The organism is Streptomyces sp. NPDC060366 (genome assembly GCF_042725135.1).
Classification (GTDB): Bacteria; Actinomycetota; Actinomycetes; order Streptomycetales; family Streptomycetaceae; genus Streptomyces.
Genome location: NZ_JBHXDC010000004.1, coordinates 330,586 through 350,931, shown reverse-complemented (window position 1 = coordinate 350,931; position 20,346 = coordinate 330,586). Strand labels below are relative to the sequence as shown.

Genomic DNA, 20,346 nt, shown 5'->3' with positions numbered 1-20,346 from the left:
CTACCCCCCGGTCCTGTTCGTAGTGCCGGTACGGATTCCCGGTGCCGGTACCGCTCCGGCGGGGCCGGGTGGCGGGGCCCGGCGACGGGGGCCCGGCAGCAGGGGCCCGTCCGTCGGCTCAGACCCCGTTGTTCTGCTCCGAGTTGGGATCCGCCCGCACGATCGTGATCAGCCGGTCGGTGAGCTGGAGCGGGCTGGCCGCCGGGTCGTCGTAACCGAGCAGCCGGTGCCCGCGCAGGACGCTGACCACCAGGTCGTCCGTCTCCCGTACGCTCCGCCCCACCTCGGCCTTTATCACCGGCCGTTCGATGAGGTCGAGGCCGCTGCCCTGCTGGATCAGGTCCTCCATCACCGTGCCGGCGACGGGGCTGAGCACGGAGAGGCCGAGCAGCCGGCCCGCCGCGCTGGCGCTGGTGATGACGGCGTCCGCGCCGGACTGGCGCAGCAGCGGCGCGTTCTCCTCCTCACGCACGGCGGCGACGATCTTCGCCCCGCGGTTGAGCTGGCGCGCGGTCAGTGCCACCAGCACCGCCGTGTCGTCGCGCTGAGTGGCGATCACGATCTGCCGTGCCCGCTGGAGTTCGGCCCGCAGCAGCACATCGCTGCGGGTCGCGTCGCCGATGACGCCCACGAAACCGTCCGCGTTGGCCGCCTCGATCACCTTCGCGCTCGGGTCGACGATGACGATCTGGTCCTTCTTCAGCCCGGTGGCGCAGAGGGTCTGCATCGCCGACCGGCCCTTCGTACCGAAGCCGACAATGACAGTGTGGTCACGCAAGTTGGACCTCCAGCGGTTCAGCCGCCACTCCTCCCGGGTGCGCTCCGTGAGGACCTCAAGAGTGGTGCCGACCAGGATGATCAGGAAGAGCACGCGCAGCGGCGTGACCAGCACGACGTTGATGAGCCGGGCCCCGTCGCTGTACGGGACGATATCGCCGTAACCCGTCGTGGAGAGCGTGACGGTGGCGTAGTAGACGGAGTCGAGGAAGTCGACCGAGTCGTCGGAGTTGTCGTGGTAGCCGGCGCGGTCGATCCAGACGATGAAGACCGTGACAGCCAGTACCCCCAGCGCCATCAGCAGTCGCTTGCTCACCTGCCGAAGCGGGCGGTCGACGATCCGGCGCGGCAGTTTCACCCGGCTGGTGACCAGGTGTTCATCGGCATGACGCGCCATCGCGTCCTGACCGGGAAGTTTCACGTGAAACACCCGTCATCGGTGGAGGCGGCGGCATCGGCCCAGGCCGCCCAGGGCAGGTCGAGGACTTCCAGCTCGTCTCCCTGACGCGCGCCGCCGGGCGGCACGACCGCGAGTCCGTCGGCGACGGCGATCCCCCGCAGCATGGCGGGACCGTTGTAACGCAGGGGCACGAGCCGGTCGTCACGGTGGACGAAGGGCACGAGCCGGGTGTCGTACGGATGGCCGTGCACCTCGTCCCGTACAGGCGCGTGGTACGCGGGCTGTGGCACCCGCCCCCCGAGCGTACGCAGCAGTGGTTCGGCGAGTGTCAGCAGCCCCGAGACAGCGGCGAGCGGATTGCCCGGCAGGCCGACCAGATGGCGGCCGGAGGCCAGCCTGGCCAGCAGCATCGGGTGGCCGGGGCGTACGGCGACACCGTCCACGAGCAGTTCGGCGCCCGCCCTGGCGAGCACGGGGTGGACATGGTCCACGGGGCCGGCGGCCGTACCGCCCGTGGTGAGGATCAGATCGGCCTCGGACTCGGTGATCGCCCGGAACAGGGCGTGGGCGTCGTCCGCGACTCGGCGGGTGTCGATGACATCGGCGCCCAGTGCCCTCAGCCAGGGCGCGATCATCGGGCCGAGCGCGTCACGGATGAGGCCGTCGTGGGGCAGTCCGCGCACGAGCAGTTCGTCGCCGAGGACCAGGACGTCGACGGTCGGGCGGCGGGCGGTGAGCAGTTCGTCGTAACCGGCGGCGGCGGCCAGACCGAGCACCGCCGGGGTCACCACGGCGCCGGCGGGCAGGAGCCGGTCCCCGGAGCGGCACTCCTGGGCGCGCGGGCGGATGTCCTGGCCGTGGACCACCGCGCGTTCGGCGTGGAGATGGCCGGTGGAGTCCGTACGGGCGTGCTCGCTGCGGACCACGGCTGTCGCGTCGGGCGGGATACGGGCGCCGGTGGCGATCCGGACCGCCGTGCCATCGGGGAGCGGGGTGGCGGCGGCGTGCCCGGCGAGTATGCCGGGGGTGGGCGTGGGCCGGGTGTCCGCGAGGGCTGCGGGGTCGTCTGGCTGATCGCGCTGATCGGGCTGTACGGACCAGGGGCCTGGTCCGGAGACCGCCCAGCCGTCCATCGCGGAGGTGTCGAAGGACGGGAGGTCGGTGAGCGCGACCAGCGGCTCGGCGAGGACGTGGCCCAGGGCCTGTTCGAGCGGGACCCGCCGGGTGCGGGCCGGGCCTTGACCGGGGGCCGGGGCTTGGGCGGGGGGCGGGGCGGTCGCCGCCGATCGGCCGGATCGGGAGGCGATCGCGCGGGCCTCGGCCCACGGTGTGGCGTGGTGCCTGCGCGTACCGGCGGCGGGCTTCGGAGGTGCGGCGTCGGGTTTGGAGGCGGGCCGGTCGGTGTCCGGCTCCGCTCCGGAACCCTCGTCCGGCTGCCTGCCGAACAGCGCGAGGACGTCCTCGACGCCGTCGACCTCGCGGTCCTGAGCCGTCATCCGGCGTCGGCCCCCTCGGCCCCGCCGCCGCCCTCGGACGCCTTGTCCGTACCGCCGTCGCTCGTACCGCTCTTGTTCGTCCCGTCCGCCTCGTCGGCCCAGCGCAGGGCGAGGGCCGTGGCCTTCCGGGACGCCTCGGCCACCGCCTCGGGCCCTCCGCCACCGGCGGCCACCCGGCCCGCCGCGTACCCGACCAGGAAGGTCGTCAGTGGCGCGGCGGGCCGGGCGACACCGTGCGCGGCGTCGCGGGCGAGGTCGAGGAGGTCCTTGATGTCGACGTCGAGCTCGAAGCCGAGTTCGTCCTTGACTGCGGTGATCCATTCGTCCAGCACGGTCCCATGCTCCCTGATGCGTGCCCGCGCCGTGGAGATGTCTTCCCAGGTGTCGCAGTCGAACGACGCGAGCGGGTCGGCATCCGCCGGGACACGGGCGAGGTCGAGTTCATGCGTCAGCAGTCGTAGCGGCAGCCCCACGAGATTGCCGTGTTCGGCGGCGAGGAGGGCGATCTCACGGCGCAACGGCTCCGTACGGTACGCCGCGACCAGTGGCTGGTCGCGGCCGTCCGCGTCGACGAGCATCGCGCCCTCGCGCTCGCCGTCCGCCGTGAGTACGTCGAGGAGCCGGGACGTCGTCTCCCGCTTCAGGAACGGCAGATCCGCGGACAGGACGAGCACGGTGTCCGCCTCGACGTGCCGAACCCCGGCGTCGAGCGCGGCGACCGGGCCGCCGCCGGGCGGCTCCTCGCGCGCCCAGCGCACGGGCCGGATCGTGGGGCGCCTGCCCCCCACGACCACGGTGCGCGCGGCGCCGCCGCACGCACCGAGCACCCGGTCGAGCAGCGCCCGGCCGCCGACGCTCACGGCGGGCTTGTCGACTCCGCCGAGCCGCTTGGCGGCACCTCCGGCGAGCACGATGGCGTCATGGGCGGTCATGGTCATGGCTGAAGTATGGTCCGCGATCGCGTGTCCGAGGCCATGCGATGTCCGACCGTGATCTCCGACCGCGATCCGGGCCGTGATCCGGGACCGCGATCCGCGACCGTCCTACAACGTGCGCAGCAGCACCGCCGGTTGCTCCACGCAGTCCGCCACGTACCGGAGGAAGCCGCCCGCCGTGCCACCGTCGCACACCCGGTGGTCGAAGGTGAGGGAGAGCTGGACGACCTGGCGTACGGCCAGCTCGCCCCGGTGCACCCACGGCTTGGCGACGATGCGGCCGATGCCGAGCATGGCCGCCTCGGGGTGGTTGATGATCGGGGTGGAGCCGTCGACGCCGAACACGCCGTAGTTGTTCAGCGTGAACGTGCCGCCGGTCAGATCGCCGGGCGTCAGCTTCCCCGACCTGCCCGCCTCCGTCAGCCGGGCGAACTCCGCGCTCAGCGACTCCGCCGAGCGGCTCTGCGCGTCCCGTACGACGGGGACGACCAGCCCGCGATCCGTCTGGGCGGCGAAGCCGAGATGGACGTCACGCAGCCGGACGATCTCCCTGGCCTCCATGTCCACCGTGGAGTTGAGCTCGGGGAACCGCGCGAGCGCGGCCGTGCAGATCCGCGCCAGCAGTGCGATGAGGGAGATCTTCGGGCCGCCCGCCGCGTTGGCCGCGGTCCTGGCCGCCATCAGCTCCGTCGCGTCCGCGTCGACCCAGCAGGTCGCCTCCGGGATCTCGCGGCGGCTGCGGCTGAGCTTGTCGGCGACCGCGCCACGGACGCCGCGCAGCGGTACGCGCTCGGTGACAGCCCCGGCGGCGGAGCCACCGGACGTGCCGTTCACAGGGGTGGCGACGGCCGGGCCGGGTGCCTGTGCGGCCTGCCCGATCCGCTCGATGGCCAGCTCGACGTCGCACCGCAGAATGAGTCCGTCTCGGCCCGAGCCCGCCAGCGCCCTGAGGTCGAGCCCGTTCTGCCGGGCCAGCCGCCGCACGAGCGGTGAGATGACCGGAACGGGCCCCGACCGCTCAGGCACGGAAGCCGGTGCGGGTGCGGGCGTCGGTGCGGATGCGGGCGTCGGTGCCGGAGCCGGCTCGACGACCACTGAGGGAGACACAGAGGCGACAGGTGAGGCGGCCGGGCGGACCCGGCGCCGCCGCGCGGCGGGCGCGCCCGTGCCGTATCCGACCAGCACGTTCCCCGATGTCTCGGCCGATCCGGCCCCGTCGCCCGCCGAGGCAGTCCCCGTCCCCGTGGCGGCGGCCGGCGCCGACTCGGACGCCCCCACCGCCACCGTCAGCAGCGGCGCCCCGACCGGCAGCTCCGTGCCCTCCTCGCCGTACCGCGCGGTCACCACGCCCCCGTAGGGACACGGCACCTCCACCATCGCCTTGGCCGTCTCGACCTCGACGACCGGCTGGTCGATCGCGACGACGTCGCCGACCGCCACCAGCCAGCGGACGATCTCGGCCTCGGTGAGTCCCTCACCGAGATCCGGCAGCTTGAATTCGAGCACCTGGGCCATCAGCTGTCCGCCTCCCACTGAAGCCGCGCGACCGCGTCCAGCACCCGGTCCACACCCGGCAGATGGTGCTGTTCCAGCATCGGCGGCGGATACGGGATGTCGAATCCGGCGACCCGCAGGACGGGCGCCTCCAGATGGTGGAAGCACCGCTCGGTGATCCGGGCGGCGATCTCCCCGCCGGGCCCGCCGAAACCGTTGGACTCGTGGACGACCACAGCGCGCCCCGTGCGCCGTACGGAGGCGACGACCGTCTCGTCGTCGAAGGGCACCAGCGAGCGCAGATCGACCACTTCCAGGTCCCAGCCCTCCGCGCGCGCCGCCTCCGCCGCCTCCAGACAGACCGTGAGGGAGGGGCCGTACGTGACGAGCGTGGCGCTCAGTCCCGTACGCCGCACGACGGCCCGGCCGATCGGCTCCACCGTGGCGGGCGCCTCGGGCGACCACTGGGCCTTCGACCAGTACAGCCGCTTCGGCTCCAGGAAGACCACCGGGTCGTCGGACGCGATGGCGGCCCGCAGCAGCCCGTACGCGTCGTCGACCGTCGCCGGGGTGACGACATGGAGGCCGGGGGTCGCCATGTAGTACGCCTCGGAGGAATCGCTGTGGTGCTCGACGCCGCCGATCCCGCCGCCGTACGGCACGCGAATGGTGATCGGCATCGGCAGCGCGCCGCGCGTGCGGTTGCGCATCTTGGCGACATGGCTGGTCAGCTGCTCGAACGCCGGATAGGCGAAGGCGTCGAACTGCATCTCCACGACGGGCCGCAGCCCGTACATCGCCATGCCGACGGCCGTCCCGAGGATGCCCGCCTCGGCCAGCGGCGTGTCCGTGCACCGGTCCTCGCCGAACTCGGCGGCGAGTCCGTCGGTGACCCGGAAGACTCCGCCGAGCGCGCCGACGTCCTCTCCGAGGACGTGCACCGTCGGGTCCTCGGCCATCGCGTCGCGCATCGCGCGCTGCAACGCCTGTGCCATGGTGGCGGGCTTCGCCGCCTTGGCGGTCTTCGCGGCCGTGGCGGCAACGGTGGTCATCGCGCCTCTCCCTGCCCGGGTGTTTCGTCGGCCGGCTCGGCCGACGCGTCGAGCTCGGCCCGCAACTGGGCGGCCTGCTCGCGCAGTTGTGAAGTCTGCTCCGCGTAGATGTGCGCGAAGAGGTCCATGGGGTCCAGCTCCGGCTCGGCGTTCATCCGGTCGCGCAGCCGCGCGGCCATCGCGTCGGCGTCGTCGGCGGCCTTCCTGATCCCGTCCTCGTCGAGCATCCCGCGCTCCGTCAGCTCGTGCTCCAGCAGCCGGACCGGGTCGTGCGCGCGCCACGCCTCGACCTCGGCGTCACCGCGGTAACGCGTCGCGTCGTCCGCGTTCGTATGAGCCTCGATGCGGTAGGTCACGGCCTCGATGAGCGTCGGGCCGCCGCCGCTCCTGGCACGCCGCACGGCCTCGGCGAGCACCGTGTGCACGGCCGGCGCGTCGTTCCCGTCGACCAGCCTGCCCGGCATTCCGTAGCCGACGGCCTTGTGGGCCAGCGACGGCGCCGCGGTCTGCTTGGCGAGGGGGACGGAGATGGCGAAGCCGTTGTTCTGCACGAGGAAGACGACCGGGGCGTTCCATACGGCGGCGAAGTTCAGCGCCTCGTGGAAGTCGCCCTCGCTGGTGCCGCCGTCGCCGACCATGGCGAGCGCGACCACGTCGTCGCCCTTCAGGCGCGCGGCGTGCGCCAGCCCGACGGCGTGCGGGAGCTGGGTGGCCAGCGGTGTGGAGAGCGGGGCGATGCGGTGCTCGCGGGGGTCGTAGCCGGTGTGCCAGTCGCCGCGCAGCAGCGTGAGGGCCTGGACGGGGTCGAGGCCGCGCGCCACGACGGCGAGGGTGTCGCGGTAGCTGGGGAAGAGCCAGTCCTGCTCCTGGAGCACCAGGGCCGCGGCGACCTCGCAGGCCTCCTGGCCGGTGCTCGACGGGTAGACGGCCAGTCGGCCCTGCTTGGTGAGGGCGGTGGCCTGCGCGTTGAACCGACGGCCGCGGACCAGCTCCGCGTAGAGCCGCAGCAGCAGCTCGGGGTCGGTGTCCGCCACGGCTTCCGTACCCAGCACGCGGTACGGCTCGCGGTCGGGGAGCAACGGGGCGGGGTCCGTGCGGGGCTGCCACGCCGGGGGCGGGGTGGTCCGGTGGACGACGGCACCCGGGGGCTCCTGGACCGTCGTGCTGCTCTTCTTCAACGCGTGCACCTCCTCATGGGAGCGGACTGGGCGGCGCATGAGTGTGGTGCGCCTCACCTACCGATTGTTCGGTTGCCGAGCCAATTTGGCTACTGGCGGCTTCAGCCTGTGGACAAACGGTTCTGCACAGCCTGAGATGGGCACAAGGTGTCCAAGAGCGGAGAGGTGGGGACCATGGCGGCTGAACAAATGGCCGAAGACTGGGAGCGCACCGGGCAGGAGCTCCCGCCCCGGCCGCTGGACGCGATCGACCGGGACATCCTGCGCATCCTCCAGACCGACGGCCGCGCCTCGATACGTTCCGTGGCCGAGCGCGTCCATGTCTCGCGCGCCAACGCGTACGCCCGGATCAACCGGCTCATGGAGGACCATGTCATCCGCGGGTTCGGCGCCAGGATCAACCACGAACGGGCAGGTCAGGGCGCCTCCGCGTACATCACGCTCAAGATCGTGCAGAACTCGTGGCGCACCGTGCGCGAACAGCTCCAGGAGCTGCCGGGAGCCACGCACATCGCCCTGGTCAGCGGCGATTTCGACGTGCTGCTGCTGGTCCACGCCCCGGACAACCGGACGCTGCGCGAGCTGGTCCTCACCCGGCTCCAGTCGATCCCCGAGGTGCTGTCCACGCGCACCCTGCTGGTCTTCGAGGAGACCGACCTCGACCAGACGGCTCCGCCCGCGCCCTGACCGGGCGGCGGGCAGGCCCTCCCGGTCCCCCGAAGGCGCGCGGAAGCGACCGGAAGCGCTACGCCGACTCCGTACGCAGCCCGTCGAACGCCATCCGTACGACCGCCTCGGCCACCTGGTCGCTGTCGTAGCCGCCGGCCGCCTGCGGCCGGTACCACTCCACCAGCGAGTTGATCATGCCGAAGAGCAGCCGCGTCGCCAGCCGGATGTCCATGTCCGCGCGGAGGTCCCCGTCGTTCGCCGCCGCCTTGAGCAGATCGGCGACCCGCTGGTCGAACTCCCGGCGCCGCTCCATGGCCCAGCGCTCGGTCTTGGTGTTGCCGCGCACCCGCAGCAGCAGCGTCACATAGGGCAGCTCCGCCATCAGGACCTCGACCGTGCGGCGCGTCACGTACTCGACCCGCTCGATGGCCCTGCCCCGTCCGGCGCCCGGCTCGTCGAGGATCCCGAAGAGCCCGTCTATGGCCCGGCTGACCGCGCGGCGCAGCAGTTCCTCCTTGCCCGCCACATGGTGGTAGATCGAGGACTTGGAGATACCGGCGGCCTTCGACAGATGCTCCATGGACGTGCCGTCGTAGCCGCGTTCGTTGAAGACGCCGACCGCGACGGTCAGCAGTGTCTCCGGGGTGTACGTGTCCCGCTTCGCGGTCGTCATGAGCCCGCCCCTTCCGACGCGATCTCGGCGGCGGCGCGTCGGCGCAGCGCCTGCGAGGCGGCGTACCGGCCGGACGGATACTCCTCGTGCAGCCGCTCCAGCAGATACAGCGTCCGGTCGGCCCCCAGTTCCGCGCCCCAGTCGAGCGGCCCGCGCGGGTAGTTCACGCCGAGCCGCATCGCGGTGTCGATGTCCTCGGCCGCCGCGACGCCGCGCGCCTCGGCGTCGAGCGCGAAGTCGACGAGCATGGCGACCGTACGGCCCACGATCATGCCGGGCACGTCGGCGATCACACTGACCTGCTTGCCGAGCGCCTGGAAGAGACCGACGGCCGTACGCAGGGACTCCTCGGTCACCGTGGCGGACGGCGCCAGGGCTATCCGGGTCGCGGTGCGGTAGTCGAGCGCGAGGTCGAAGTGGATCAGCCGGAGGTCGGAGCTGTCCGCGGCCTCGCCGTCCGTGAGGAAGAGCCTTGTGCCGCAGGGCAGTTCGAGCCAGCCGGGGAATCCGGGGACGGCGTCCTCCTTACGTATGACCTCGATCCCGGCCTCTTCGATCAGCTCCGGCAGCACGCCCGCCGCGAACAGCTCACCCTGGACGACCACGGACGACGGCGGATCGGCTGGCGGCGCGGTGTGCGGTACGGGGGCGGGGGCGCCGTCCTCGTAGGAGAACCAGCCCCGGCCCGACTTGCGGCCGAGACCGCCCGACTCCACGAGGCGCCGCTGGGCGAGCGAGGGCGTGAACTTCGGGTCCTGGAAGAAGGATTCCCAGACGGAGCGCGTGACCGCCTCGTTGACGTCCTGGCCGATGAGATCGGTCAGTTCGAAGGGGCCCATCCGGAAGCCGCCCGACTCGCGCAGGACGGCGTCGATGGTCGCGGGGTCGGCGGCCCGCTCCTCGTACAGACGCAGCGCCTCGGCGTAGTAGGGGCGGGCGACGCGGTTCACGATGAAACCCGGAGTGTCGGCGCAGCGCACCGGTGTCTTGCCCCACGCCGCCGCTGTCGCCCACGCGCGCGTGGCAGCCGTCTCCTCGGTCGCGTGGCCGCTGACGACCTCGACGAGCGGCAGGAGCGGCGCCGGGTTGAAGAAGTGCAGGCCGACGAAGCGGCCGGGATGGCGCAGGGCGCCGGCGACGGCCGTGACGGAGAGGGATGAGGTGTTGGTGGCGAGCAGACAGTCGTCGGCGACGATGTCCTCCAGCGCCGCGAACAGCTCCTGTTTGACCGCCAGTTGTTCCAGGACGGCTTCCACGACGAGCGCGGCGTCGGCGAGTTCGGACAGTTCCGCGGCGGGGAGCAGCCGGGCCTTGGCGCTGTCGCGGGCCCCGGCGTCCAGCCTGCCCTTCTCGGCCAGCCGGTCAAGGCGGGCTCCGACGGCCTCCGCCGCCTGCTGGGCACGGCCTGGCAGGGCGTCGTAGAGGCGCACGGGATGGCCGGCGACAAGGGCCACCTGGGCGATTCCCTGTCCCATCGTGCCGGTGCCGACCACCGCGACGACGCGGGAGCGCTCGATTGCAGTCATGAAACCGATCCTCCTGTATGAACTTCCGCCGCGGTACGGGACCTCCGCAAGGAGTCCGGTCCGGGGCGCCGATCCGCCGGAACCGACCGGAACGGGACCGTCCACGACGGCGGGAAAACACGGGTTTTCCACAGCCCCCCTTGTCCCGACCGATCGTTCGGTTACTCTAACTCTGTCTGTTGCCCGTGTCCCGCTGTCCCACTTGTCCCCCTCCCGCCCAGCTCGACGAGGAGTTGGTCAGTCATGGCCGCCCAGCTCAGCCCCCAGCAGCTCAACGAGAAGCACCGGCCCACGCTCGACCGGGCCCTCGACGCGATCCGTACGCGCGATTACTGGTCGCCGCACCCCGAGCACCCGAAGGCGTACGGCGAGAGCGCGCCGGCCGACGGCCTGGCCGCGTTCAAGGCCCTGCACGGCACCCGTATCGACCTGGACCAGCCGGGCACCGACGGCTGGACGGGCGGCGAGAGGTCGCCGTACGGCCCGGAGCTCGGCGTCGAGTATCCGCACGCCGACGTGGACGTCCTGCTGCCCGCCATGCGCGCGGGCATGAGCGCCTGGCGCGCGGCGGGACCCGAGACGCGCGCCCTGGTCAGCCTGGAGATCCTGGCCCGGATCAGCGCCCGCACCCACGAGTTCGCCCACGCCGTGATGCACACCAGCGGGCAGGCGTTCATGATGGCGTTCCAGGCGGGCGGGCCGCACGCCCAGGACCGCGGCCTGGAGGCGGTGGCGTACGCGTATCAGGAGCAGACCCGCACCCCCGCCGAGGCCGACTGGTCGAAGCCGCAGGGCAAGCGCGATCCCCTGGAGCTGCGGAAGTCCTTCGCGGCCGCGCCGCGCGGCGTATCCCTGCTGATCGGCTGCAACACCTTCCCGACGTGGAACGGCTATCCGGGCCTGTTCGCCTCGCTGGCCACCGGCAATCCGGTCCTCGTCAAGCCGCACCCGCGCGCGGTGCTGCCCCTCGCCCTCACGGTACGGGTGGCGCGCGAGGTCCTCGCCGAGTCCGGCTTCGACCCGAATCTCGTCGCGCTGGCCGCCGAGCGCCCCGGCGAGGGCATCGCCAAGACCCTGGCGGTACGGCCCGAGGTCAGGATCATCGACTACACCGGGTCCACCGCCTTCGGCGACTGGCTGGAGACCAACGCCCGCCAGGCGCAGGTCTACACGGAGAAGGCCGGCGTCAACACGGTCCTCGTGGACTCCACCGACGACTACAAGGGCATGCTGGCCAATCTGGCCTTCTCGCTCTCGCTCTACAGCGGCCAGATGTGCACCACCCCGCAGAATCTGCTCATCCCGCGCGACGGGATCACGACGGACGCGGGCCCGAAGTCGTACGACGAGGTGGTCGCCGATCTGGCGGCCTCGGTGAGCGGTCTGCTCGGCGACGACGCCCGCGCCAACGGCCTGCTCGGCGCGCTGGTCAACCCGGACGTGAAGGCGAGGCTGGACGCCGCCGCCGGTCTGGGCGACGTGGCGCTCGCCTCGCGCGAGATCGCCAACCCGGACTTCCCGGACGCGGTGGTCCGCACACCCGCGATCGTCAAGTCCGACGGCTCGCGCAAGCAGTGGGACGCGGCGGAGGGTGGACTCGGCTCCGAGGCGCCGTATCTCGCCGAGTGCTTCGGCCCGGTCTCGTTCGCCGTCGCCGTGGACTCGACCGAGGAGGCGCTGGAGCTGCTGCGCCGCACGGTGCGCGACAAGGGAGCGATGACGGTCGGCGCGTACACGACCTCCGCGGAGACCGAGCGTGCCATCGAGGACGTCTGTCTGGAGGAGCTGGCCCAGCTCTCCCTGAATCTGACGGGCGGCGTCTATGTGAACCAGACGGCGGCCTTCTCCGACTTCCACGGCTCCGGCGGCAACCCGGCGGCGAACGCGGCGCTGTGCGACGCGGCCTTCGTGGCCAACCGCTTCCGCACGGTGGAGGTCCGCCGCCAGGCCGTGACCGCGAAGTAGCGCCGTCCGCCCGCAGGGCAGGCGGGACTTCGGGGTCTCGCCCCGGCCTGACGCCCCGACACGACCCGGGCCCGGCCGCTCAACGGTGGCCGGGTGCGGGTCAGTTCGGGCCGCCCCAGTGGAAGAGGGTCATGGCCACACTGGTGGCGAGGTTGTAGCTCGAGACCTGCGGCCGCATCGGCAGGGCCAGCAACGCGTCGGCCCGCTCCCGCAGTTCGGGGGAGAGCCCGTGCCGTTCGGAGCCGAAGGCGAGCAGCGCGTCGTCGGGGACGGTCACCGACCGGATGTCGCCGCCCTCCGGATCCAGTGCGTACAGCGGTCCCGGGGGGAACGCGTCGAGGGCCATCGGCTCCACGGCGGTGGCGAAGTGCAGCCCGGCGCCCGCGCGGACGGCGTTCGGATGCCATGGGTCGAGATCCCCGGTCGTCACCACCCCCGTCGCCCCGAAACCGGCCGCGAGCCGCACCACGGCCCCGACGTTCCCGAGATTGCGCGGATTGTCGAGCACGACGACCGGCGAGCGCCGGGGCGCCGCCGTCAGCTCGGCCAGGTTGTCCGCGCGCCCCCGTCTGACGGCCAGGGCCATCACCCGCGTGGGATGCACCTTCGGCACCAGCTGCCGCAGTTCGTCCGCGGGCACTTCGACGACGGAGCGCCCCAGCGTGCCGGTCAGATCGTCGGCGAGTTCGGCCGCGAGAGCGAGCACGGACGCCTTGTCGCTCGTGAGGACGAGCCGTACGTCCGCCCCGAACCGCAGCGCGTGCTTCACCGCGTGGAAGCCGTCGAGCACCACGGCGCCGGGGGCGCTCTCGTGCCACAGCCGCACGGCGCTCGCGGCATCGACGTCGTTCATCGCCCCAGCCTAGGCGGGCGGACGGGGCGAGCCGTCACCGGACGAGCGAAGGATCCGCGCCGGCGGTGTCGGTGCCGGATCCGGTATCGGACTCGGTCCCGGCCCCGGTGCCCGACTTCCCGGAGTCGCCCCCCTGACGCGGGTGCGGCACGGCGTCGCCCCCCGGCCGCTGGGGAAGCAGCCGAGCGCTCCTCGCCGCCATGTCGCCGACGCGCACCAGGAAGCTCGTCGGCAGGAAGACGGCGTCGGCGGCGATCATCGCCAGCGAGAAGAACGGCAGCCCGAGCAGCAAGGCGATACCCGCGTGCTCCAGCATCATCGCCACCAGCAGGACGTTCTTGACGCGCCGGTTGAAGAGCGTGAACGGGAAGGCGACCTGCACCATGACCGTGCCGTACGTCAGCACCATCACCATCACGCCGCTGGACGCCAGGATGTCGGAGAGACCGGGCCAGGGCGCGAAGTAGTCCAGATTCAGCGGGTAGTACAGCGCGGTGCCGTCCTGCCAGCGCGAGCCCTGGATCTTGTACCAGCCGGCCGTGGCGTAGATCAGACAGACCTCGACCATGATCACGACGAGCGTGGCGTTGTGCGTGAGGTTGGCGAGGACGTCCAGCAGCGCGCGCGGCTCGCTCTTCGGCGCGTAGCGGTTGACCGCCCACCACAGCCCCTGCGAGATCCACAGCGTCCACAGAAGCGCGATCACCCACCACTCGCCGCCGGTCGAATCCAGCAGCGTGCCCAGCAGTGCCACGCCGAGCACCACCCACAGGACCGGCCCGACCCGGTCGGTGGGCGCGGTCCCGCCGGACGCCACGACGCGCTCGGCGCGGGCCCGTCGGCGGGCGTCCAGCGACCAGACCTGGCCGCAGCGCGTGAGTACGAGGTAGATCGCCATCAGATGGATGACGTTGTCGCCGCCGTCGCCCATGAAGATGCTGCGGTTCTGGAGGGACAGCACGCCCACCATGAAGAGCACCGACATGGTGCGGGTGCGCCAGCCGAGCATCAGCAGGGCGCTGGACAGTACGGCGACGGCGTACACGATCTCGAACCAGACGCCGCTGTCGGACCACATCAGTGTGGTGAACGCGTTGTTGCCCGCGATCAGTTGCTGGGCCATGTCCCAGCTCCACGGGCTGCCGGGCCCGTACAGCTCACGGCGGTTCGGCAGCTCGCGCAGCAGGAACAGGAGCCAGGCGGCGGCGAAGCCGATGCGGACGACGGCGCTCTGGTAGGGGCCGAGGGACCGGGACGTGACGCGCTGGAGGGCGAGCGCGGCCTTGCGGTCGGGGGACAGCTCGTGGGCGGGGCGGCTCATCGGTGGGCCTCCGTACGGCCGTCATTGCGCGCGCCGTTTCCCGCGCCCTCGTTCCGGACGCCCTCGTTCCGGACGCCTTCGGGCAGGTCGTCGGAGGTCACGGTCCACCAGGGGAAGACCCGGTAGCCGGGCTTCGTGTTGATCTTCTCGTCACTCCACGGGGGCGCGGCGACCGCCCGTGTGACGGACCTGAGCTGGATGCGTTCGACGGGACCGCCGAGATCGTGCGCCTCCAGCCGCAGCATCACTATCCGGCGTATGTAGCTCTCGGAGAGCTGCCCGCGCAGACCGTTGGGGCGCGCCTTCTCGTCGTGGGAGTCGACGTAGAAGTCCCAGCCCCGGCGCAGTTCGTTCTGGTCGACATGGCTGGGGAGGAGGTTGCCGCGGATCGCCCTGGCGTCCTCTTCGGTGAGATTGATCCAGTCGGTCGTGCCGCGCGATCCGTCCGTCCGGTCCACCTCGGCGCGGGCCTCGACGGCGATGTTCTGCTGGAGGGGGTTGGGCGCGAAGAGTTTCCAGTTCTGCTCGAACTCCGGAAACACCCAGTCGCCCACTTCCTCGCCGTACTCCTTGGACACCGTGTTGTCGGGCGCGACGTGCAGGAACACCATGGCCACATGGCCCACGGCGAGCAGTCCGACGACCGCGAGGGCGACAGCGGCGACCACTTGGTACGGGAAGGAGAGCCCGGCTATCCCCCGCGGTGGACCCGCTGGTGGACCCGGATCTGGTGCCGGGTTCTCACCCTTGTCGTCGTACGAATCCATCCCGCCCCGATCCCCGTCTTTCCACAGTCGGTTATCCACAGGGTTGACACCCTACGGGCCGCCGACCGACCATTGAAGTCAATGAACCGAACGATCGGTCGGTAGGGGGCCCGGATGACGGCAGTGACCGCGGGGACGGCTGTGGAGGCAACGGTGGAGACGACGGCAGAGGAAGCCGAGGCGGCGTTCGACGCCGCCGTGGCCGCCGACGAGCGCATCGAGCCCCGCGACTGGATGCCGGAGGCCTACCGCGCATCGCTCGTCCGCCAGATGGCCCAGCACGCGCACTCGGAAATCATCGGCATGCAGCCGGAGGCGAACTGGATCACGCGCGCGCCCTCGCTGCGGCGCAAGGCGATCCTGATGGCCAAGGTGCAGGACGAGGCGGGACACGGGCTGTATCTCTACAGCGCGGCGGAGACGCTGGGCACGAGCCGTGACGAGCTGCTCGACAAGCTCCACGCCGGCCGCCAGAGGTATTCGTCGATCTTCAACTATCCGACGCTGACCTGGGCGGACGTCGGTGCGATCGGCTGGCTCGTGGACGGCGCCGCGATCACGAACCAGGTCCCGCTCTGCCGCTGCTCCTACGGCCCCTACGCCCGCGCGATGGTCCGTATCTGCAAGGAGGAGTCCTTCCATCAGCGGCAGGGGTACGAATCGCTGCTCGCGCTGAGCCGTGGCACCCCCGCGCAGCACGAGATGGCGCAGGACGCGGTGAATCGCTGGTGGTGGCCGTCGCTGATGATGTTCGGCCCGCCGGACGACGAGTCGGCGCACTCCGTGCAGTCGATGATCTGGAAGATCAAGCGGCACTCGAACGACGAACTTCGGCAGCGGTTCGTGGACATCTGCGTCCCCCAGGCCGAGACGCTCGGTCTCACGCTCCCCGACCCGGACCTGAAGTGGAACGAGGAGCGGGGGCAGCACGACTTCGGGGCGATCGACTGGACGGAGTTCCGGGAGGTCCTGAAGGGCAACGGCCCCTGTAACGACCAGCGGATCAGCCAGCGGCGCCGCGCCCACGAGGAAGGCGCGTGGGTGCGCGAGGCGGCGACGGCGTACGCGGCGAAGCACGCCGAGAGGAACGCGACGAAGAACGTGGCGAAGATCCTGGTCGAAGACGCCGCCGACGACGCGGTCAAGCACGTGGAGAAAGAGGCGACGGCATGAGCGGTTCGACCCAGTGGCCTCTGTGGGAGGTGTTCGTCAGGTCCCGCCGCGGGCTGTCGCACACGCACGCGGGAAGCCTGCACGCCCCGGACGCGGAGATGGCCCTGCGTAACGCGCGCGATCTCTACACCCGCCGCAGCGAAGGGGTGTCGATCTGGGTGGTCCCCTCCGCCTCGGTCACGGCCTCCTCGCCGGACGAGAAGGACTCCTTCTTCGAACCGGCCGGTGACAAGCCGTACCGCCACCCGACGTTCTACGAGATCCCCGAGGGGGTGCGTCACCTGTGACCGGCGCCCCGACCCGTACCGGGATCGACACCGCGGCCCTCGCCCTCGCCGACGACGCGCTGATCCTGTCGCACCGGCTGGGGGAGTGGGCGGGACACGCGCCCGAGCTGGAAGAGGACGTGGCCCTCGCCAACATCGCGCTGGACCTGCTCGGCCAGGCCCGGATCCTCTACTCCCTCGTGGGGGACGAGGACGAGCTGGCCTTCCTCCGCGAGGAGCGCGCCTTCCGCAATCTCCAGCTGGTCGAGCAGCCGAACGGCGACTTCGCGCACTCGATCGCGCGCCAGCTCTACTTCTCCACCTACCAGCGGCTCCTGTACGGCGCCCTGGCGGCCGGTGACGGTCCCTTCGCCGGGCTCGCCGCCAAGGCGGTGAAGGAAGTCGACTACCACCAGGACCATGCCGAGCAGTGGACGCTGCGGCTCGGTGACGGCACCGCCGAGAGCCATGAGCGGATGCAGCGGGCCTGTACGGCGCTGTGGCGGTTCACCGGCGAGATGTTCCAACCCGTCGCGGGCGGGGACGGAGCCGGCGACAGCGACGGGGTGACCGGCTCGGACGGGCCGGACGGCCTGGACGGCGTCAACAGGCAGGAGCTGGAGGAGAGTTGGCTCTCCTCGATCACCGCCGTGCTGGAGCGCGCGACGCTGACCGTGCCCGACGGACCGCGCTCCGGCGCGTGGGCGGCCGGCGCCGGCAGGCAGGGCCTGCACACCGAATCGTTCGGCCGGCTGCTCGCCGAGATGCAGCACCTGCACCGCAGCCACCCGGGGGCGTCATGGTGACCGACACGGGCCGACAGACCGCGCTGGAGGGCGAACTGCGCGCGCTCGCCGGTTCCGTGCCCGACCCGGAGCTGCCGGTGGTGACGCTGGAGGAGCTGGGCGTGCTCCGGGCCGTCCATGTCTCGGGTCCCGGCCGGGTCGAGGTCGAGCTGACCCCGACCTACACCGGCTGCCCGGCGATCGAGACGATGTCCTCGGACATCGAGCGGATCCTGCACGACCACGGGATACCGGACGTCTCCGTCGTCACGGTGCTCTCCCCCGCCTGGTCGACGGACGACATCAGCGCCGAAGGACGGCGCAAGCTCGCGGACTTCGGCATCGCCCCGCCCCGCCCGCACAGCACGGACGGACCGGTGCCGCTCACCCTCGCCATCCGCTGCCCGCACTGCGGCTCGACGGACACCGAGCTGCTGAGCAGGTTCTCCTCGACCGCGTGCAAAGCGCTGCGCCGCTGCACGGCCTGCCGTGAACCCTTCGACCACTTCAAGGAGTTGTAGATGTTCCATCCGCTCCGTGTCAGCGAGGTCGAGCGGCTCACGGACGACTCGGTGACCGTCACCTTCGCCGTGCCGCCCGAGCTGGACGAGACGTTCCGGCACACACCCGGACAGCACATCGCGCTGCGCCGGGTCGTGAACGGCGAGGAGATCCGCCGTACGTACTCGATCTGCACGCCCGCCGGCGAGCGCCCCGTGCTGCGGGTGGGCATCCGGCTGGTCGAGGGCGGCGAGTTCTCCACGTACGCGCTCAAGGAACTCGCCGTGGGCGACACGGTCGACGTCATGGAGCCGACCGGCCGCTTCCGGCTGGAGCCGCGCGCCGGGCACTTCGTCGCGATCGTCGGCGGCAGCGGCATCACCCCGGTGCTGTCGATCGCCTCGACGCTCCTCGCGCGGGAGCCGGACGCCCGGTTCTGTCTGATCCGCAGCGACCGCACGGTGGCCTCGACGATGTTCCTGGAGGAGGTCGCGGACCTCAAGGACCGCCATCCGGACCGCTTCCAACTGGTCACGGTGGTGTCCAGGGAGGAGCAGCAGACCGGGCTCCCCTCGGGCCGGCTGGACGAGGAACGACTGGCGGGACTGCTGCCCGCGCTGCTCTCGGTGGACAGCGTCGACGGCTGGTTCCTGTGCGGCCCGCTCGGTCTGGTCAAGGGCGCGGAGCGGGCACTGCGCGCCCTCGGCGTCCGGCGGAACGTGATCCACCAGGAGATCTTCCACGTGGACGACGGCGCGCCGGGCACGGCCACGCCCGTTGCCGTGTCGGCCGCCCCCGGCGGCAGCAAACTCACCGCGAAGCTCGACGGCCGCTCGGGCAGCTGGCCCGTCCGGGACGGGGACTCCCTGCTGGAGACGGTGCTGCGCAGCCGGGCGGACGCGCCGTACGCGTGCAAGGGCGGCGTCTGCGGGACCTGCCGGGCCTTCCTCGTCTCGGGCGAGGTGCGGATGGACCGCAACTACGCCCTGGAGCCGGAGGAGACGGAAGCGGGCTACGTACTGGCCTGCCAGTCCCGTCCGGCCACCGCCGAGGTCGAGTTGGACTTCGACCGCTGACCCGGGGGCCCGCCCCGTTCGGTGGGCGGGCCGGTCGGAATCGGAACGGGGGCAAGCGGTACGACTACCGATGGCCGCCGACGGTCCGTCAGAGCACCAGCGCGGGGGTGCCGTTGTCGGTGACCATCGGTCGGCCCGCGCCGTCCCAGGCCTGCATCCCGCCCTCGATGTTCGCCGCGTCGACGCCCTGCCCCACCAGGTACTGCGTGACCTGCGCGGACCGGCCGCCGACCCGGCACATGACATAGGCCCTGCGCCCGTCGGCCACGGCCTCGGTCACCTCACCGAAGCGTCCGACGAACTCGCTCATCGGGATGTGCAGCGCACCCTCGACATGGCCGGCCGCCCATTCGTCGTCCTCTCGGACGTCGAGCACCAGGGCGTCGGACGGGACTGCCGCGACATCCACCGTGGGCAGCTGGGCGAAACTCATGTGATGCGCCTTCTCTCGTACGTATGTGTATGCGGGTGCGACAGGTACAGCCTCGCGCACAGGGCGCGCTACGACTGCACCAACCTGGCCAGTTCGGATTCACGTCCCGAGACCTCGGCGAGCAACTGCTCGGCGATCTCCTCCAGCAGCCGGTCGGGGTCGTCCGGCGCCATCTGAAGCATCGCGCCGATCGCGCTCTGCTCCAGTTCCTGCGCCAGGAGCGTCAGCAGCTCCTTGCGCCGGGCCAGCCAATCCAGCCGGGCGTAGAGCTCCTCGTTCTCGCTCACGCGCGGCTCCTCCGGCGCGGGCCCCGCCGCCCACTCCTCGGCGAGCTGCCTGAGCAGTCCCTCGTCCCCACGCCCGTAGGCCGCGTTCACGCGGGTGATGAACTCCTCACGCCGGGTCCGCTCGGTTTCCTCCTGCGCCAGGTCCGGGTGCGCCTTGCGGGCCAGGTCGCGGTAGAGCTTGCGGACCTCGTCGGTCGGCCGCACCCGCTTCGGCGGCTGCACGGGCTGGTCGGTCAGCATCGCGGCGGCCTCCGCCGACAGACCGTCGGAGTCGAGCCAGTCGTGGAACAGCTCCTCGATCCCCGGCATCGGCTGCACCATGGCCCGGGCCTCCCGCGCCTTGCGCAGATCCTCGGGGTCACCCGACCGGGACGCGCGGGCCTCGGCGATCATCGCGTCCAGCTCGTCCAGCCGCGCGTACATCGGGCCCAGCCGCTGGTGGTGCAGCCGCGAGAAGTTCTCCACCTCGACCCGGAACGTCTCCAGCGCGATCTCGAACTCGATCAGCGCCTGCTCGGCGGCGCGCACGGCCCGCTCCAGCCGCGCCTCCGGCCGCTCGGACCCCGACCCGGCGCCGGCGCCCCCGTCCGCCGCTTCTGAAGCGCCCTCGGTGGCGTCCGCGTCCTTGGTGGCATCCGTCGTGGCGTCCGGCACGTCTGGCACGTCCTGCTCGTCGTCGTTACGGATCGTCGGCTCCCCGGGGGCGTCCTGCGTCACCC

Annotated in this window: 20 protein-coding genes; 7 read left to right on the top strand and 13 right to left on the bottom strand. The window is 71.7% G+C overall.

Features of this window, described 5'->3' with window-relative positions; all coding sequences use genetic code 11:
• Positions 1-118: 118 nt before the first annotated feature.
• From ACFWHU_RS14205 to pdhA, 6 genes are all read right to left on the bottom strand, one after another.
• Positions 119-1,174 carry a potassium channel family protein gene (locus ACFWHU_RS14205; protein ID WP_385792281.1) on the bottom strand — a complete coding sequence of 352 codons (1,056 nt, stop codon included), beginning with the start codon at positions 1,172-1,174 and terminating at the stop codon, positions 119-121.
• Positions 1,175-1,194: 20 nt separating this feature from the next.
• Positions 1,195-2,673 carry a molybdopterin molybdotransferase MoeA gene (locus ACFWHU_RS14200; protein ID WP_387225040.1) on the bottom strand — a complete coding sequence of 493 codons (1,479 nt, stop codon included), beginning with the start codon at positions 2,671-2,673 and terminating at the stop codon, positions 1,195-1,197.
• Positions 2,670-3,605: a DUF6457 domain-containing protein gene (locus tag ACFWHU_RS14195; RefSeq protein ID WP_385792280.1), complete on the bottom strand. Its 936-nt coding sequence runs from the start codon at positions 3,603-3,605 to the stop codon at positions 2,670-2,672. Before ACFWHU_RS14195 ends, ACFWHU_RS14200 begins: the two co-directional genes overlap by 4 nt.
• Before the next feature lie 111 nt (positions 3,606-3,716).
• Complete coding sequence (locus ACFWHU_RS14190) at positions 3,717-5,123, bottom strand: dihydrolipoamide acetyltransferase family protein (protein ID WP_387225039.1); 1,407 nt, start codon at positions 5,121-5,123, stop codon at positions 3,717-3,719.
• The gene (locus ACFWHU_RS14185) at positions 5,123-6,154 is read right to left on the bottom strand and encodes an alpha-ketoacid dehydrogenase subunit beta (RefSeq protein ID WP_385792037.1); all 1,032 of its coding nucleotides are present in this window, start codon (positions 6,152-6,154) and stop codon (positions 5,123-5,125) included. The genes ACFWHU_RS14190 and ACFWHU_RS14185 overlap by 1 nt, the downstream gene beginning before the upstream one ends.
• Complete coding sequence (gene pdhA, locus ACFWHU_RS14180) at positions 6,151-7,371, bottom strand: pyruvate dehydrogenase (acetyl-transferring) E1 component subunit alpha (protein ID WP_387225145.1); 1,221 nt, start codon at positions 7,369-7,371, stop codon at positions 6,151-6,153. Before pdhA ends, ACFWHU_RS14185 begins: the two co-directional genes overlap by 4 nt.
• A 135-nt stretch (positions 7,372-7,506) precedes the next feature.
• On the opposite strand from pdhA, the gene ACFWHU_RS14175 reads away from it, so the two are divergent.
• Positions 7,507-8,019 (top strand): Lrp/AsnC family transcriptional regulator, encoded by a 513-nt coding sequence (locus ACFWHU_RS14175; protein WP_387225038.1) that lies wholly within the window; start codon positions 7,507-7,509, stop codon positions 8,017-8,019.
• A 58-nt stretch (positions 8,020-8,077) separates the two neighbouring features.
• On the opposite strand, the gene ACFWHU_RS14170 is transcribed toward ACFWHU_RS14175, so the two are convergent.
• Positions 8,078-8,674: a TetR/AcrR family transcriptional regulator gene (locus tag ACFWHU_RS14170; RefSeq protein ID WP_385792035.1), complete on the bottom strand. Its 597-nt coding sequence runs from the start codon at positions 8,672-8,674 to the stop codon at positions 8,078-8,080.
• Entirely contained in the window at positions 8,671-10,200 is a 1,530-nt protein-coding gene (locus ACFWHU_RS14165) for a 3-hydroxyacyl-CoA dehydrogenase (RefSeq protein WP_387225037.1), read from the bottom strand. The genes ACFWHU_RS14170 and ACFWHU_RS14165 overlap by 4 nt, the downstream gene beginning before the upstream one ends.
• A gap of 243 nt (positions 10,201-10,443) precedes the next feature.
• Here ACFWHU_RS14165 and paaN point away from each other — a divergent pair, with 243 nt between their 5' ends.
• The gene (gene paaN / locus ACFWHU_RS14160; RefSeq protein ID WP_385792033.1) at positions 10,444-12,165 is read left to right on the top strand and encodes a phenylacetic acid degradation protein PaaN; all 1,722 of its coding nucleotides are present in this window, start codon (positions 10,444-10,446) and stop codon (positions 12,163-12,165) included.
• Between the two features lie 100 nt (positions 12,166-12,265).
• Here paaN and ACFWHU_RS14155 read toward each other — a convergent pair whose 3' ends face one another.
• From ACFWHU_RS14155 to ACFWHU_RS14145, 3 genes are read right to left on the bottom strand one after another with little or no spacing between them, the layout of a single operon-like run.
• Complete coding sequence (locus ACFWHU_RS14155; protein WP_387225036.1) at positions 12,266-13,018, bottom strand: TrmH family RNA methyltransferase; 753 nt, start codon at positions 13,016-13,018, stop codon at positions 12,266-12,268.
• A gap of 34 nt (positions 13,019-13,052) precedes the next feature.
• Positions 13,053-14,339, bottom strand: coding sequence for an HTTM domain-containing protein (locus ACFWHU_RS14150; RefSeq protein WP_385792031.1), 1,287 nt, complete (start codon positions 14,337-14,339; stop codon positions 13,053-13,055).
• Positions 14,336-15,106: a DUF5819 family protein gene (locus tag ACFWHU_RS14145; protein WP_387225035.1), complete on the bottom strand. Its 771-nt coding sequence runs from the start codon at positions 15,104-15,106 to the stop codon at positions 14,336-14,338. Before ACFWHU_RS14145 ends, ACFWHU_RS14150 begins: the two co-directional genes overlap by 4 nt.
• Before the next feature lie 114 nt (positions 15,107-15,220).
• Between ACFWHU_RS14145 and paaA the strand changes: the two genes are divergently transcribed.
• The 5 genes from paaA to paaE are packed head-to-tail and all read left to right on the top strand — an operon-like array spanning position 15,221 to position 18,907.
• Positions 15,221-16,279, top strand: a complete 1,059-nt coding sequence (gene paaA / locus ACFWHU_RS14140; RefSeq protein ID WP_385792029.1) for a 1,2-phenylacetyl-CoA epoxidase subunit PaaA — start codon at positions 15,221-15,223, stop codon at positions 16,277-16,279.
• A complete protein-coding gene (gene paaB / locus ACFWHU_RS14135) occupies positions 16,276-16,566 on the top strand; it encodes a 1,2-phenylacetyl-CoA epoxidase subunit PaaB (protein WP_069628646.1) in 291 nt (96 codons plus the stop codon). Before paaA ends, paaB begins: the two co-directional genes overlap by 4 nt.
• Positions 16,563-17,351, top strand: coding sequence for a 1,2-phenylacetyl-CoA epoxidase subunit PaaC (gene paaC / locus ACFWHU_RS14130; protein ID WP_387225034.1), 789 nt, complete (start codon positions 16,563-16,565; stop codon positions 17,349-17,351). Before paaB ends, paaC begins: the two co-directional genes overlap by 4 nt.
• Entirely contained in the window at positions 17,345-17,851 is a 507-nt protein-coding gene (gene paaD / locus ACFWHU_RS14125) for a 1,2-phenylacetyl-CoA epoxidase subunit PaaD (RefSeq protein WP_387225033.1), read from the top strand. The genes paaC and paaD overlap by 7 nt, the downstream gene beginning before the upstream one ends.
• The gene (gene paaE / locus ACFWHU_RS14120; protein ID WP_385792026.1) at positions 17,852-18,907 is read left to right on the top strand and encodes a 1,2-phenylacetyl-CoA epoxidase subunit PaaE; all 1,056 of its coding nucleotides are present in this window, start codon (positions 17,852-17,854) and stop codon (positions 18,905-18,907) included.
• An 88-nt stretch (positions 18,908-18,995) separates the two neighbouring features.
• Here paaE and ACFWHU_RS14115 read toward each other — a convergent pair whose 3' ends face one another.
• Positions 18,996-19,340, bottom strand: a complete 345-nt coding sequence (locus ACFWHU_RS14115) for a rhodanese-like domain-containing protein (protein WP_385792025.1) — start codon at positions 19,338-19,340, stop codon at positions 18,996-18,998.
• 68 nt (positions 19,341-19,408) lie between these two features.
• Entirely contained in the window at positions 19,409-20,344 is a 936-nt protein-coding gene (locus tag ACFWHU_RS14110; protein ID WP_385792024.1) for a hypothetical protein, read from the bottom strand.
• Between the last annotated feature and the right edge of the window lie 2 nt (positions 20,345-20,346).

Excerpts from the sequence above, each read along its gene's own strand:
- ACFWHU_RS14205 (WP_385792281.1), bottom strand. The coding sequence starts at position 1,174 with ATGGCGCGTCATGCCGATGAACACCTGGTCACCAGCCGGGTGAAACTG.
- ACFWHU_RS14200 (WP_387225040.1), bottom strand. The coding sequence starts at position 2,673 with ATGACGGCTCAGGACCGCGAGGTCGACGGCGTCGAGGACGTCCTCGCG.
- ACFWHU_RS14195 (WP_385792280.1), bottom strand. The coding sequence starts at position 3,605 with ATGACCGCCCATGACGCCATCGTGCTCGCCGGAGGTGCCGCCAAGCGG.
- ACFWHU_RS14190 (WP_387225039.1), bottom strand. The coding sequence starts at position 5,123 with ATGGCCCAGGTGCTCGAATTCAAGCTGCCGGATCTCGGTGAGGGACTC.
- ACFWHU_RS14185 (WP_385792037.1), bottom strand. The coding sequence starts at position 6,154 with ATGACCACCGTTGCCGCCACGGCCGCGAAGACCGCCAAGGCGGCGAAG.
- pdhA (WP_387225145.1), bottom strand. The coding sequence starts at position 7,371 with ATGCGCCGCCCAGTCCGCTCCCATGAGGAGGTGCACGCGTTGAAGAAG.
- ACFWHU_RS14175 (WP_387225038.1), top strand. The coding sequence starts at position 7,507 with ATGGCGGCTGAACAAATGGCCGAAGACTGGGAGCGCACCGGGCAGGAG.
- ACFWHU_RS14170 (WP_385792035.1), bottom strand. The coding sequence starts at position 8,674 with ATGACGACCGCGAAGCGGGACACGTACACCCCGGAGACACTGCTGACC.
- ACFWHU_RS14165 (WP_387225037.1), bottom strand. The coding sequence starts at position 10,200 with ATGACTGCAATCGAGCGCTCCCGCGTCGTCGCGGTGGTCGGCACCGGC.
- paaN (WP_385792033.1), top strand. The coding sequence starts at position 10,444 with ATGGCCGCCCAGCTCAGCCCCCAGCAGCTCAACGAGAAGCACCGGCCC.
- ACFWHU_RS14155 (WP_387225036.1), bottom strand. The coding sequence starts at position 13,018 with ATGAACGACGTCGATGCCGCGAGCGCCGTGCGGCTGTGGCACGAGAGC.
- ACFWHU_RS14150 (WP_385792031.1), bottom strand. The coding sequence starts at position 14,339 with ATGAGCCGCCCCGCCCACGAGCTGTCCCCCGACCGCAAGGCCGCGCTC.
- ACFWHU_RS14145 (WP_387225035.1), bottom strand. The coding sequence starts at position 15,106 with ATGGATTCGTACGACGACAAGGGTGAGAACCCGGCACCAGATCCGGGT.
- paaA (WP_385792029.1), top strand. The coding sequence starts at position 15,221 with ATGACGGCAGTGACCGCGGGGACGGCTGTGGAGGCAACGGTGGAGACG.
- paaB (WP_069628646.1), top strand. The coding sequence starts at position 16,276 with ATGAGCGGTTCGACCCAGTGGCCTCTGTGGGAGGTGTTCGTCAGGTCC.
- paaD (WP_387225033.1), top strand. The coding sequence starts at position 17,345 with ATGGTGACCGACACGGGCCGACAGACCGCGCTGGAGGGCGAACTGCGC.
- paaE (WP_385792026.1), top strand. The coding sequence starts at position 17,852 with ATGTTCCATCCGCTCCGTGTCAGCGAGGTCGAGCGGCTCACGGACGAC.
- ACFWHU_RS14115 (WP_385792025.1), bottom strand. The coding sequence starts at position 19,340 with ATGAGTTTCGCCCAGCTGCCCACGGTGGATGTCGCGGCAGTCCCGTCC.